This window comes from Asticcacaulis endophyticus (genome assembly GCF_014652575.1).
Lineage (GTDB): Bacteria > Pseudomonadota > Alphaproteobacteria > Caulobacterales > Caulobacteraceae > Asticcacaulis > Asticcacaulis endophyticus.
Map to the genome: position 1 here is coordinate 1,303,073 of NZ_BMZB01000001.1, position 13,967 is coordinate 1,317,039.

General features: G+C 58.0%; 11 protein-coding genes. 7 read left to right on the forward strand and 4 right to left on the reverse strand.

Going from position 1 to position 13,967, the window contains the following annotated elements; all coding sequences use genetic code 11:
• The first annotated feature begins 1 nt into the window (after position 1).
• Positions 2–835, forward strand: a complete 834-nt coding sequence (locus tag IE102_RS05880; protein WP_189485483.1) for a carbon-nitrogen hydrolase family protein — start codon at positions 2–4, stop codon at positions 833–835.
• A complete protein-coding gene (locus IE102_RS05885) occupies positions 832–1,308 on the forward strand; it encodes a DUF1178 family protein (protein WP_189485484.1) in 477 nt (158 codons plus the stop codon). Before IE102_RS05880 ends, IE102_RS05885 begins: the two co-directional genes overlap by 4 nt.
• Before the next feature lie 35 nt (positions 1,309–1,343).
• On the opposite strand, the gene IE102_RS05890 is transcribed toward IE102_RS05885, so the two are convergent.
• From IE102_RS05890 to ubiG, 3 genes are all read right to left on the reverse strand, one after another.
• Positions 1,344–2,375 (reverse strand): DUF4167 domain-containing protein, encoded by a 1,032-nt coding sequence (locus IE102_RS05890; protein WP_189485485.1) that lies wholly within the window; start codon positions 2,373–2,375, stop codon positions 1,344–1,346.
• A gap of 305 nt (positions 2,376–2,680) precedes the next feature.
• The gene (prmC, locus tag IE102_RS05895; protein ID WP_189485486.1) at positions 2,681–3,547 is read right to left on the reverse strand and encodes a peptide chain release factor N(5)-glutamine methyltransferase; all 867 of its coding nucleotides are present in this window, start codon (positions 3,545–3,547) and stop codon (positions 2,681–2,683) included.
• Positions 3,548–3,638: 91 nt separating this feature from the next.
• Entirely contained in the window at positions 3,639–4,478 is an 840-nt protein-coding gene (ubiG, locus tag IE102_RS05900) for a bifunctional 2-polyprenyl-6-hydroxyphenol methylase/3-demethylubiquinol 3-O-methyltransferase UbiG (RefSeq protein WP_189485487.1), read from the reverse strand.
• A gap of 153 nt (positions 4,479–4,631) precedes the next feature.
• Between ubiG and IE102_RS05905 the strand changes: the two genes are divergently transcribed.
• Positions 4,632–5,888, forward strand: coding sequence for an aspartate kinase (locus IE102_RS05905; RefSeq protein WP_189485488.1), 1,257 nt, complete (start codon positions 4,632–4,634; stop codon positions 5,886–5,888).
• Between the two features lie 148 nt (positions 5,889–6,036).
• A complete protein-coding gene (ptsP, locus tag IE102_RS05910; protein WP_229807582.1) occupies positions 6,037–8,298 on the forward strand; it encodes a phosphoenolpyruvate--protein phosphotransferase in 2,262 nt (753 codons plus the stop codon).
• Positions 8,299–8,551: 253 nt separating this feature from the next.
• Here the strand turns inward: ptsP and IE102_RS05915 are convergent, their stop codons facing one another.
• A complete protein-coding gene (locus tag IE102_RS05915; protein WP_229807583.1) occupies positions 8,552–10,795 on the reverse strand; it encodes a bifunctional diguanylate cyclase/phosphodiesterase in 2,244 nt (747 codons plus the stop codon).
• 234 nt (positions 10,796–11,029) lie between these two features.
• Between IE102_RS05915 and IE102_RS05920 the strand changes: the two genes are divergently transcribed.
• The 3 genes from IE102_RS05920 to IE102_RS05930 all read left to right on the forward strand — a co-directional run bounded on the left by IE102_RS05920 (position 11,030) and on the right by IE102_RS05930 (position 13,726).
• A complete protein-coding gene (locus IE102_RS05920) occupies positions 11,030–11,644 on the forward strand; it encodes a glutathione S-transferase N-terminal domain-containing protein (RefSeq protein WP_189485489.1) in 615 nt (204 codons plus the stop codon).
• Positions 11,645–11,687: 43 nt separating this feature from the next.
• Positions 11,688–12,761, forward strand: coding sequence for a peptide chain release factor 1 (gene prfA, locus IE102_RS05925; protein ID WP_189486023.1), 1,074 nt, complete (start codon positions 11,688–11,690; stop codon positions 12,759–12,761).
• A 182-nt stretch (positions 12,762–12,943) separates the two neighbouring features.
• Positions 12,944–13,726 (forward strand): MOSC domain-containing protein, encoded by a 783-nt coding sequence (locus tag IE102_RS05930; RefSeq protein ID WP_189485490.1) that lies wholly within the window; start codon positions 12,944–12,946, stop codon positions 13,724–13,726.
• Positions 13,727–13,967 lie beyond the last annotated feature (241 nt).

The window sequence follows — 13,967 nt, forward strand, 5'->3', positions numbered from 1 at the left end:
AGTGGTCGATACTTTGAAAATCGCCCTTATTCAGTTGACCACGCCCGCCGATCAGGCGGTAGCGTTGGCGCAAGCCACGCCGCTTATTGAGCGAGCGGCGGCTGAGGGCGCGCAGCTTATCCTGACGCCGGAATGTTCCAACTTGATGGAAATCCGCAAGGATCAAAAAGCGCTGAAGGTCACGACGGCGGAGAACGATATCTGCGTTCAGGGCTACCGCGATCTGGCGCGGCGGCTCAAGGTGTCGATCCTGATGGGATCGGCGATCGTTCTGGAAAAAGACGGCGACACCCGCGCCGTCAACCGTACCCTGCTGATCGGGCCGGACGGCGACTTTATCGACGCCTACGACAAAGTGCATCTGTTCGATGTCGAACTGGCGAACGGCGAATCCTATAAAGAAAGCAATGGCATCCGTGGCGGCGCGCGCGCGGTGGTGACGGAGGTCGCGGGCGTCAAACTCGGCATGAGCATCTGCTATGATGTGCGTTTTGCCTATCTGTTCCGCGTGCTGGCCAAGGCCGGGGCGTTGGTGATCACCACGCCCGCGGCTTTTACCGTGCCGACGGGCAAGGCCCACTGGAAAGTGCTGCTGCGGGCGCGGGCGATTGAAACCGGCGCGTTTGTGCTGGCTCCGGCCCAAGGTGGGGCCCACGAAGATGGCCGTAAGACCTGGGGACATTCCCTGGTCATTGGGCCGTGGGGCGAGGTGATCGCATCACTGGATCACGACCGTCCGGATGTGCTGTTTGCCACGCTTGATCTGTCTGAAGTGGCCAAGGCGCGCGCGGCCCTGCCGCAGCTTAAGCACGATCGGGATATTGTCCTGTCATGATCCGGTATGCGCTAAAGTGCCCGCACGCCCATGAGTTTGAGGCGTGGTTTTCGTCCTCCTCCGGTTTTGAGGATCAGCAGACGCGCGGACTGATTGAATGTCCGATGTGCGGCGCAACTGAGGTTGAAAAAGCCATCATGGCCCCCAGTGTGCGCACCACCAAGGGCAAGGACCCGGTTGCGGAAACGCACCGGGTTATGGCCGAGGCCGCCTATCAGATGCGCCAGCACGTCGAGAAGAATTTTGATTATGTGGGTGAGGGCTTTGCCAAGGAGGCCCGCGATATCCATGAGGGCTATTCCAAAGACCGGCCCATTTACGGCGAAGCGACACCGCAAGATGTGAAATCCCTGATCGAGGATGGCGTGCCGGTAGCCCCTTTGCCGGTGATGAAGCCGGTGGTTCCGCAAGCTGATGTGCCCGTTATGCCGTCACCGTCACCAAAGCCTGCGGGCAGTTCAAAACTGAATTAAAAAAAGCCCGGAGATGTCTCCGGGCTTTTTCGTATTTAGGCTTCTTCGGAGGTGGGCTCGGCCTCAGCCTTTTTACGGCGGGGCGCACGCGGCTTTTTGACCGCCTCAGCCGGGGCTTCATCTGGCTCAGGCGCAGATACCGCTTCAACCTCACGCGGCGTACGGGGCGCGCGCAGGAAGGCCGGCAGATGGTCGGCATCGACATTGGCGGGCGGCGGCGTATAGGCCGGTTCCGCGACCGGCGCCAGAGGCACTGGCGCTAAGGGCACCGAGAAGGGCTCGGTTGAGGCGATGACCGGCGGCGCACCCAGCGGGTCGGCGACAATCTGCTCCTGTTCGTTCAGGCGCTGACTGCGGCGGCGCTCATAGCGCTCACGGCGGGTTTCGCGGCGATTGCCGTCGGCATCAAATTGGTCACGTTCAGGGCCCTTATCTGGGCCACGATCTGCGCCCACGCGCTCAGGCGCACGTTCTTGCCCGCGTTCTGGGGCACGATCTGGCCCACGCTCAGGGCGCGGTTCACGCGGTTCTCTGGGCTCACGCGCCTCATAGGGGCGATCACGGTTGCGGTCACGGTCATTACGGTCGCGATTGCGGTCGTTACGATCTCTGTCGTTGCGGTCATTACGGTCACGATTGTTGCGATCATCGCGGCGTGGGCGCTGATCGCCCTCAGCGGTAGTCTCATTCGTGTCATAGGACTCAGTTTCAGTCGCTTCGGCCTGAACGTCACCGCCCTCGTTTTCGCCATCGCCGTCTTCTTCGACGTCATAGAAGTTCGAGAACGGGTCACGCACCACAAATTCCGAGACGGCACGGGTAGGCTGCATCTGACGGATCAGGCGGAAATAATGCTCGGCGTGCTGCAGGTAGTTTTCGGCCAGAACCCGGTCGCCGGACGAATTGGCGTCGCGGGCAAGCTGCTGATATTTTTCGTAGATGGTCTGAGCATTGCCGCGAACCTTGGCCCCTTCGGGGCCGGTGGATTCGTAGGCGCGGTTGGGGTTGTTGTTCTGCTGACCAGAGGGTTTAGTGGTATTGCGATTCCGGCCACGTTGCCGTTTCATACCCCTGAAATCTTTCATGTGTGTGCGACCGTTCTATACGCTTCGCCCGCATTGGGGCGGCAAATTTTCGTAAATCCAGCAAATGCTTATGGTTATTCGGATGGATACGACCATAGTATTTGGTGATGTCTTTTGGGTCGGTTTGTGCGCGCGGGGTGGCCCCGTATGAAATACCCGTCGTGCGCCCGACCAGCCTGCTTCGCCCAATTTACGTGATACGGACTATTCGTATCACCGCAGGCGTTAACAAGGGATGGAAGACACCCCTTGATTAGCGGCAAATCAATCAAACGCCAAGCGATTTTTTAAAGTACGAATTTTTGGCCGATCACGATGCGCGGGTTTGTCGACAGGTCGAGCAGGGTGTGGACGTTGATAAATCCCGCCTCTTTCATAATCTTTTCAACCGCTTCGGATTGATCATAGCCGATTTCGATATAGGCCATGCCGTCTTTTTTAAGGACGCGGAAAACGTCGGGGATAAGCTCGATATAGGCTTGCAGGCCGTCCGGTCCGCCGTCCAGCGCCAGAATCGGGTCGTGCTCTTTCACTTCCGGATCAAGGGTGGGGATAACCTCTGAGCGGATATAGGGCGGGTTTGAGGCCACGAAATCAAAGCTGTCATCGGCCATGCCGACCGCCCAGGAGGTGCGTAAAAATGCCGCACGTCCCGCAAGACCCAGATTGGCGGCATTTTCGCGCGCGACCGCCAAGGCTTCTTCGGAAATGTCGGTGCCGAGGCCGCGCGCGGCTGGACGCTCCGCCAGAATCGAAAGCAGAATTGCGCCGGAACCGACGCCCAGATCGGCGACCTGAAACGATTGCCCCTCTTCGGTGCGCTTTAGGATCAGATCAACCAGACATTCGGTCTCCGGACGCGGCGACAGGACGTGAGAATTGATATTGAGCATCAGTTTCCAGAAACCCTTGCGGCCTAAGATCCGCGACACAGGCATGCGCTTGAGGCGCTTTGACAGGTAATCTTCGAGGGTGGCGACCTGATCCGCCGTCAGCGGACGATACGGGTCGGTGATAATATCAGCGCGGCTGGCGCCGGTAGCGGCTTCCAGCAACAGGCGGGCGTCAATGGCTGGGGAATCGAGGCCTGCGGCCTTGAGGCGGGCTTGGGCGGATTTCCAGGCGTTGACGAGGGTGGTTGTTGTTTCGGTCATGGAGGAACTCAAAAATCTATGGGCGTGGGCTCAAGGCGCGAGCCCTCAAACAGCGAAGCGGTAGGGCAAAAACAAGCGTTAGCCCCGCCCATCAGAAGTACCGCGCCACCATCATATAGTTGACCGCTATATCGTTCGACAACGCCCATTGGTCAAGTATCGGGTTATAACTGACCCCCACGGCCGGATCAGGCGTCAGGTCAGTTTCCGACAGAAAGTCCTCGATTTCGGACGGTTTTAAGAACTTGTTCCAGTCGTGGGTCCCTTGCGGCACCCAGCGCAGCACGTATTCCGCCGCCACGATCCCGAGAGCGAAGGATTTGGTCGTCCGGTTGAGCGTGGCCACAAACATCAACCCGCCGGGTTTAACTAAAGACGCGCAGGTTTTCAGGAACTCACGCGGATCGGCAACGTGTTCGATCACTTCCATGCACAGAACGACATCGAACAGGGGTTCGCCCGACGCCGCCAATTGTTCCACGGTCTGCGCCAGATAGCGGATATCAAGCCCGTCTTGCGTCGCGTGGGCCTTAGCCGTGCCGATGTTTTTTTCCGACGCATCAAGGCCAGTGACCTCAAAGCCCATCCGTCGCATGGGTTCACTCAACAACCCGCCGCCGCAGCCGACATCAAGCAGGCGCATATGGTCAAAGGGGTGAATATCGTCACCGTCAAGATGCGAAAAATGCATCAGGCAGGTATCGCGGATAAAGCGCACGCGGGTCGGATTGAACTTATGCAGAGGCGCAAACTCGCCCTTAACGTCCCACCATTTGGCGGCCAGCGCTGAAAAACGCGCCACTTCGGCTTCGTCGATCGAAAATCCACTCGCCGGTGAATTTGTCGCATCCGTTACGTCTTTTGCGGAATTTTCACCGCCAGAGGCCGTGAAAGCTTGCGTTTCGGGAATATTTTTTCGCGTAAGCGCCATTTTTTATGTCCATTTCGCGGGCGAAACCGGTGCGCAACTCTTGCAGGCTGCGCGTCATGTCGCTAAATATGCCCGCCTTGAGCGACGGGCAAGCTTTAAGAATAGGTCTTCATAGCATCTTTTGTACGTCAAACAGTCAGGATTTGTATCACAGTGACTCGCTTAGTCATGAAATTCGGCGGCACGTCCATGGCCGATCTGGAGCGCATCCGCCGGGCGGCGCGTCTGGTCGCGGCAGAGGTCGATGCCGGTCATAATGTCGCCGTCGTGGTCTCGGCCATGTCGGGCAAGACCAACGAACTGGTCGCCTGGACCGATGGCGCCGGTAAGCCCACAGGTAAGGCCTTAGAAGGCGATGACGAATATGATGTTGTCGTAGCCTCCGGTGAACAGGTGACCGCAGGTCTTCTGTCGATGGTTCTGCGCAACATGGGCTATGACGCCATCTCGATGATGGGCTGGCAGGTGCCGATTATTACCTCCGACATTCACGGTAAGGCCCGTATTCTCGACATCCCCCCCGCAAAGCTTGAGACCGCGCTTGATGCCGGTCAGATCGTGGTCGTGCCGGGCTTTCAGGGTGTCACCGAATCCGGTCGCATCACGACGCTGGGCCGGGGTGGTTCGGATACGTCGGCTGTGGCTGTGGCGGCGGCGGTAAAGGCGATTCGCTGTGATATCTATACCGATGTCGACGGGGTCTACACCACCGATCCGCGCGTCGAAGCCAAGGCCCGCCGCCTCAAAAAGATTTCATTTGAAGAGATGCTGGAAATGGCGTCCCTTGGGGCCAAGGTGCTTCAGACCCGCTCGGTCGAGCTGGCCATGGGGCAGCGTATGCCGGTGCGCGTGTTGTCTTCTTTTGTGGAGCCGGGCGAAAATATTGATCAGGGCACCATCGTGTGCGACGAGGACGAAATCGTGGAAAAGCATATTATTTCCGGCGTGGCCTTCAGCCGTGATGAAGCCAAAATCACCCTTCTGGGCCTGCCAAATAAGGTCGGCGTGTCGGCAGCGGTGTTCTCAAAGCTGGCGCAGGCCAACATCAATGTCGACATGATCGTTCAGTCTGAAAAGCGCTCCGGTGACTATGCCAACCAGTTGTTCACCGTCGGCAGACGTGACGCTCAGGCTGCCGCCGACATCATGAACGCGGCCAAGGACGAACTGGGTTATGATACGCTGAAAGTCGATGAAAACGTCGCCAAGGTCTCGATCGTCGGCGTCGGTATGCGCTCGCACACCGGCGTGGCGGAAACCATGTTCCGTGCTCTGTCCGATAAGGGCATCAACATTCAGGTGATTTCGACCTCTGAGATCAAGATTTCGGTGCTGATTGACGAAGCCTATACCGAGCTGGCCGTGCGCGCCCTGCATGCGGCATACGGTCTGGACAAGATAGGCGTGTAAAGCCTAATGGGCGGATGAGTTTCGGCTCATTACGGATATGTGAGTGTAAAAACGCCGCACGGCTTGACCTGCGGCGTTTTTCTATGGTGTGGGTATGCCAAAAATATAATAGTTACGTTCAGGGCTTCGATTAGGGAATAGAGTCACTATGAAATCCGGTCTCGCCATCAAGGGCCAAAGAGGGCTGCTGCGCCAGATCCGTGAGGTCATGGCCGACGGTACCACCGCACAGGTCAGACTTGATGCCGTGGTGCGCATCATTGCCAATTCGATGGTGGCCGAGGTCTGTTCGATCTATCTGCGTCGTACTTCCGAAGAACTGGAACTGTTCGCCACCGAAGGTCTGAACCGCGCCGCCGTCCACAATACCCGCCTGCGTTTGACCGAAGGTCTGGTCGGTGAGGTTGCCCGCGCCGGTGCCCCGCTTAATTTATCGGACGCACCGGCTAATCCAAACTTTGCCTACCGTCCGGAAACGGGCGAAGACCCCTATAACTCGTTCTTAGGGGTGCCACTGCTGCGCGGCGGGCGGACCATTGGCGTCCTGGTCGTGCAAAACCGCGCCATGCGCCACTATCAGGAAGAAGAGGTTGAGGATCTTCAGATCATCGCCATGGTTCTGGCCGAAATGGTGGCGGCGGGCGATCTTCAGGTCTTTGACGAACTGAAGGACATTGAGCTTGCGCCCCATAAGCCGGAGCGGCTCAAGGGGGCGGCGTTCTCAGACGGCATCGCCCTTGGGGTCGTTATACTGCACGAGGTGCCGGTCACGCCTGAGCACCTGCTGTCAGATGATCCGGTGGCCGAAGAGGTGCGCCTGCTGACCGCGATTACGTCGCTGCGCGAACAGATTGATGAGATGTTTGAGGGCCAGCACGGTCTGGCCGGGCCGACCTTTGACGTGCTCGAAACCTACCGCATGTTTGCCCATGATCGCGGCTGGACGCGCAATCTGGTCGAGGCGGTGCGCTCAGGCCTGACGGCCGAAGCCGCCGTTGAGCGCGTCCGTAATGAGCAGCGCGCCCGGATGAACTCAGCCCGTGACGCCTATATGCGCGAACGCCTGCATGACCTCGAAGATCTGGCCAATCGGCTGTTGCGGGTGCTGGCGGGCAAGAGCACCGTGGCGCGCGAAATCCCTGAAAATTCCATTCTGGTGGCGCGTGATCTGGGCCCGGCGGACCTGCTGGAATATGACCGCAAGAAGCTGAAAGGCATCTTGCTGGAAGAAGGCTCGGCCGCTGCCCACGCGGCTATTGTGGCGCGCGCCTTGCAAATCCCGTGTGTGGGCAGGCTCAATGGTCTGCGCGACCGGGTCAGTCAGAACGATGCCGTTATTGTTGATGGCGAAACCGGCGAAGCGTATCTGAGGCCGCGTCCCGACATTATTGGTGCCACCCACGCCCGTATGGATGTCCGCGCCCAGAAACGCGCTGAGTTCATCAAGATCAAGAACGTCCCGGCCATTACTAAGGATGGCCACAGCGTCGCCATGCTGATGAACGCCGGTCTGGAGTTTGATCTTGAGATCATGCACGAAACAGGGGCTGAGGGCATTGGACTGTTTCGTACCGAATTTCAGTTCATGGTCTCTGAGGATCTACCGCGTCTCAAGCGCCAAACCGAACTTTATGAACGGGTGATGGATGAGGCCGTCGATAAGCCGGTGACCTTCCGCACCCTTGATTTGGGTGGGGATAAGATTCTGCCCTATATGGAGACCGAGCGCGAAGAAAACCCGGCCCTGGGATGGCGCGCCGTGCGTATGGGCCTTGATCGTCCGGCCTTGCTGAGGATGCAGATACGCGCTCTGATCATCGCCGCGCGTGGCCGCGAGTTGCGCATCATGTTCCCGATGGTCGCCTCGATTGATGAGTTCCGTCAGGCGCGCGAATGGGTCGATGTCGAAATGGCCTGGGCCAAGCGGCGCGGGCGGGCTTTGCCGTCAGTGTTGCGGGTCGGGGTGATGATCGAGTGTCCGTCCCTGCTGTGGCATCTGGATGCCCTGCTGCCGATGGTCGATTTCGCCAGCGTCGGCACCAATGACCTGACGCAGTATCTGTTTGCCGCCGACCGCACCAATCCGCGTGTGGCCGAGCGTTATGACGTGCTGTCGCCGCCGATGCTGCGGGCCTTGTCGTCGATCCGTCAGGCGGCGGATGAGAGCGGCACGCCGGTGTCAGTCTGCGGTGAAATGGCCGGTAAGCCGCTGGAAGCCTTTGTGCTGGTTGCGCTGGGGTTCAACCGTCTGTCGATGCCGCCCGCAGGCATTGGTCAGGTCAAGCGCATGATCCTAAGCTGCGACCGTGAGGCGGCGTCAAAGGCCATCACCCGCATGATGACGAGTTCATACAGTTCGCTGCGCAGCGAAATTCTGTCGTTAGCGAGAAAGCTTAATGTAGACCTCTAATTCATACCTCCCCATTTTAATGGGGAGCCGGGCGGCCGGTGCCGGGGACCGCACGAGTTTACGTAGTAAACGAGATGTGGTGGTGGGGGTTCTTTGAGGCATCAACATCCATAAACAAAGGTAAGGTTCCTCTAACAAGGCCCCCCCTCCGTCATTTCGCTGTCGCTCAATGCCACCTCGCCCGGCAAGCCAGGGGAGTATAATGCATATCAAAAGTACACTGAGGCGTAAGCCGAAGGACTTTTGATATGGCTTACTTCATCATCGCCATTGACTGCGACACTGACGTGGTCGTGCGCGCCGAGGTTTGGATGCGTGTCTTAACAGGTGGTGCGACCTGAACAGCCAGCAGGGCATCGATCTCTTCGACCTTGACCGGCTTTGAGAACAGGAAGCCCTGAATGATCGGGCAGCCGGCCTGTTTCAGGATACTACGCTGCTGCTTGGTTTCGACCCCTTCGGCGACGATGTTCAGGTGCAGAGCCTTGGCCAGCTTGACGATGGCGCGGATGACCGCATCGGCTTCGGCATCAACCCCAAGGTTCGAGACGAATGAGCGGTCGATCTTGATCTTATCGACCGGATAGCGGCCGAGATAGCTTAAGCTCGAATAGCCCGTGCCGAAATCATCAAGGGCGATGGTGAAGCCCATACTGCGCAGGTCCTTAAGGATGATCTGGGTCTGATGGTCGTCGTTCAGCAGCACACCTTCGGTGATTTCAATCTCGATGCGCGTGGCCGATACACCGGTCTCATTCATCATTTCCTTAAGGCGCGGGATAAACTGGCCCCCGCGCAACTGGGTGGCCGAGACATTGACCGCGACCTTAAGCCCCGGCCAGCGATGACTATCCATCATGGCGCGGCGCATGATAACGGCCCCAAGATCGATCATCAGGTTGCACTCTTCGGCCAGCGGAATGAAGTAGCCGGGTGAGATCGGACCGCGCTCACGGTGAGTCCAGCGGGCCAGCGCTTCGACGCCGACAATGGTGCCGAAATGATCGACCTGCGGCTGATAGACCACGTCGATTTCTTCGCAATGAATGGCTTCGCGCAAGCCCGTTTCCAGCATCTTGCGCAGCTTGATGGTCGCGTCCATCTCAAGCTCGAAGAAGGCGTACTGACCGCGGCCCAGTTCCTTGGCGCGGTAGAGCGCAAGGTCCGCTTGACGCAGCGCTTCGGCCGGTTCGACATCGGCATCGCTGATCAGGGTCACACCGATCGAGCACGAGCAGAACACCTGACCGGAATCCAGCGTCACCGTGCCAGTCAGGTTTTCCTGAATACGCTTGGCGAGCGCCGAGGCCGAATGGCCGTCGGTATCGGTCTGGATAATCACAAATTCATCACCGCCAAGACGGGCCAGAGTATCACCGGCACGGATCATCGAGGAGATCCGGCTGGCGCAGTTGCGGATTAGCTCATCCCCCGCCTGATGGCCGAGCGTGTCGTTGACATCCTTGAAGCGGTCAAGCCCGATGCAGAAGACGGCGACATTGCCGCCCAGACGGCGCACGCGCTCGGTCGCCTGGGTCAGGCGATCGGCAAACAGGGTGCGATTGGGCAGGCCGGTCAGGCCATCATGCAGGGCCATGTGCTTGGCCTTGGCCTCTGAGGCAATCAGGCTGCGGGCGGCGCGCTGTGACTGGTGCAGCATCAGCACGGCTACGGCCCCAAGGCCCAAAGACACCAGCAGTACAGGCCCAAGCGCGCCAATAAAAAGCTTACGGCCCGGTGTTTCAGGCATCCATGACAGATGCAGCAGCGGACTCCCGGCGTCGTCATTGAAAATGACATTAGCACTGCCGGGCAGGGCGGTCTGACCCGGACGCAGCATGCGCACATGGCTCAGGGCATAGCTGTCGGCCAGGGTGGTCAGTTCGGAAGCAGAAATTTCCCGCCCGCCCATAATAACGAATGGCTGGTTGCGGGTGATCTGGCTTCGGCGGTCAGTGCTGATAAGCGCCGCGCCAAAAGCATAGACACGGCCGTTGACGCGGATCAGTTTGCCGTACTTGGTTCGGGTGGCGTCTTTTTGGATCAGCTTACGGGTTTGCGGATTAAAATTCTTGCGTACGTCCAGGAGAAGACTGCGGGCTTCGGTCGAAAATCCGTTATAGCTGCGGGCCGGAATTTCTTTGCCCTTACGTGAGGCAAACACCGGTGTGTTCTGATCATCAAGCAGATATGCCAGCTCAAAGCCCAGAATATTCTTCATGTAGTCGCCGTAGACGTTTTGCACCCATCCGTGGTTATAACTGTGATCGGTGTTCCTGACGGCTTCGTCCCATATGGCCATGGGGTTAAGCAGGACTGAACTTTCGTTGACCAGATTTTGAATGCCGGCGCGCACCAGATTTTCTTCGCGGACACGGGCGGCCCGGTCGGTTTGTTCGGCCCAGACCCACAGGCTGCCCACCAGCGCACATACTGCGGCAAGCACGATCAGCGCCATCGGCGCGATCAGTTTAAATTCACTACGTTCTTTGGTCACCAAAGGCCTCGTTTTGAGGAGAAAGCATTCTACTGTGGTAACGGATACACGAAAGGTGTTAAATTAACGCAAACGGAAATCATTGTAATTTAAGGGTTTATTAAGATTTGTGTGTCGCGTGATCACACTGATTTGCGTAATTTGATGCCACAGGTTTGCCGACGAAATCCCTTGACGAACAGGGTGTTGCGATGTCTTTAAGCCGCAAACCCACGCATTTTCAGGATCGCACACATGAAGCTTATCATCGGTACGGGATCACCCTTCGTTCGCAAGTGTCGCATCGCGGTGCGTGAAAAAGGTCTGACCAATCAGGTCGAAGAATTTATGACGGCGGCGACCGATGACGCGCCGGAACTTCTGGCTATTAATCCGATCTCCCAGATCCCGGCCCTGCAAACCGATGAAGGCGTAAATTACTTCGACTCCGCCCTGATCTGTCAGTGGCTGGACGCGCATTTTGACAGCGGGCTTAAACTCTATCCGATGGGTGGTGAAGCCCATTGGCGGGTGCGGCGTCTGGAAACCCTGGCTGATGGCCTGATGGAAATGACGGTTAAGATCGTTCTTGAAAATCGCAGACCTGAATCTGAGCGCTCACCGATGTGGCTGACGCGCTGGGAGCGTAATCTCCTGCGCGGCTTTGCTGTGGCCGAAGCTGAATGTCCGACTCTGGATGAGGTCGAACAACACGGTCTTGATATGGGGTCGATCACGCTGGCGATTGCGGCGACCTATCTGGAGTTCCGCTATACGCATATCGAGTGGCAGGCGTCATCGCCGAAGCTGGTGGCTTTGGCGGAAGCACTGGAAAAGCGCCAAAGCTTTATCGACACATACCCCCGTTAGGTGTTAAAGGCGCGGTCACAAATTCTGTAAGGTGTTCCCCGTGATCCGTCTGCCGCAACAAAAGCTTGATCAGGTGCTTGATCGTTTCAAAATGATCGAAGCCCGCATGGGTGCGGTCACTGACGGTACCGAAATCGTCAAGCTGTCGAAAGAACATGCCGAGCTTAAGCCGGTCGCCGAAGCGGTCGAGCGCGTGCTGAAAGCCCGTTCGCAGGTGCCGGAGCTTGAGGAACTGATCGCCCTCAAAGACCCAGAATTGTCGCCGCTGGCCGAAGACGAGTTGCAGGAACTGAAAGCCAGCCTGCCGGAACTGGAACGCGGCGTGGCCTTGCTGCTGGCGCCCAAGGACAAGGACGAAAACGCCTCGGCCATTCTCGAAGTCCGAGCGGGCACCGGCGGTGACGAAGCGGCGATCTTCGCGGGCGACCTGTTTCGCATGTATAGCCGCTATGCGGTAACCCAAGGCTGGCGCGTTGAAATCGACTCGATCAGTGAGGGCGACGCCGGCGGCTACAAGGAAATCATCGCCTCGGTCACCGGCGACGGCGTGTTCGGCAAGATGAAGTTTGAGTCCGGTGTTCACCGCGTGCAGCGCGTCCCGGCCACCGAAACGCAAGGCCGCATCCATACCTCGGCGGCGACGGTAGCGGTGCTGCCCGAAGCCCAGGACGTTGAGATCGAAATCCTCGACAAAGACATCCGCATCGACACCTACCGCGCGTCGGGCTCCGGGGGTCAGCACGTCAATAAGACCGATTCCGCCGTGCGCATCACCCACATGCCGTCGGGGATCGTGGTGACCTCTTCGGAAAAGTCGCAGCACATGAACCGCGCGATTGCCATGCGCAACCTTAAGGCGCGACTGTACGATCAGCAGCGTCAGGCGCTTGATACCGCCCGTTCTGATGCCCGTAAGTCCCAGGTGGGGTCGGGGGATCGCTCAGAGCGCATCCGCACCTATAACTACCCGCAAGGGCGCATCACCGATCACCGCATCAACCTGACCATCTATAACCTGCCGCAGTTTATGGAAGGCGATATGGCCAGCATGATCAACGCCCTGATCGCCGAAGATCAGGCCGAGCGTCTGGCTATGCTTGAGGACGAGATGGGATAAATAGAACCTCCCCTCAAGGAGGGGTTTGACGCCAACAAACGATCCAGTGAATCGTTTGTCAGTCATGGGGAGGCCTGATTTATCAGGCCGGAAGGTGGGGTCATTACCCCCTCTTTTATTTGATGCGGAACATCAAATAAAAGCTCCCCCTGCAACAGGGGGAGTTCTAAGAAAGGGTTTTTATGTTCACCATATCCGGTCTGTACCGCCACCCGATCAAAGGCTTTACGCCAGAGCCGTTACAGGTGGCTAGCTTGGTCGAGGAAGGCTTTTTTCCGTTTGACCGGCTGTATGCGCTGGAGGTCGGGCCGTCGGGATTTACCGCCGAAGACCCTAAGTTTTTGTCCAAGATGAAGTTTGCCGTGCTGGCGCGCTTTGCCGCCGTGGCGCGGTTAAAAACCCGCTATGATGAGATCGCTGAGACCTTTCGCATCGAAGATGAGGACGGCTCGGTTGAGGTATTTGACCTAACGCAAGCCGCTGCCCGTACCTCACTGGCGCGCCATGTGGAAAACGTGCTGGCCGCCCATGAAGACTACGACCCGGTGCGCTTTCCGCTAAAGCTGCTGGAAACGCGGGTGGATCATCACCGCTTTACCGATTCGGCCAAGGGGTTTGTGTCGCTGCTCAATCTTAATTCGCTGAAGGATTTAGGCGCGAAGATTGGCCATGATCTTGATCCGTTGCGCTTGCGGGCCAATGTGTGGATGAAGGGGCTGCCGCCATTTGTTGATCATGATTGGGTGGGCAAGACGATCAAACTGGGTGATCACGGGCCGGAGTTAGAGGTCTTGAAACCGATCGTGCGCTGTGTGGCGACCCATGTGAACCCGGAGACGGCCGCGCGCGATGTCGATCTGGTGGCGGCGTTGTTTGAGCACTACGGCCATCGCGATTGTGGCATCTATTGCCGTGTCATCCGCGCAGGCACTGTGCGCGTCGATGATATCGGCCATGTGATGTGACGTAAAATAACTCCCCCTGTTGCAGGGGGAGCTTTCATTTGATCCTGATCAAATGAAAGAGGGGGTAAATTAGCGCAATTGTGTGTTTAAATACCCCACCTTCCGGCCCGGAAGATCGGGCCTCCCTCCTCCCCTCCCAGAGGGGAGGTTCTAATATGAGCCGCGACAAAATTCCGCATGCGTTGCCCCTTGTGTGATCCATATATCACACCATATCAGGTTCATGTCGGCGGTTGCTCAG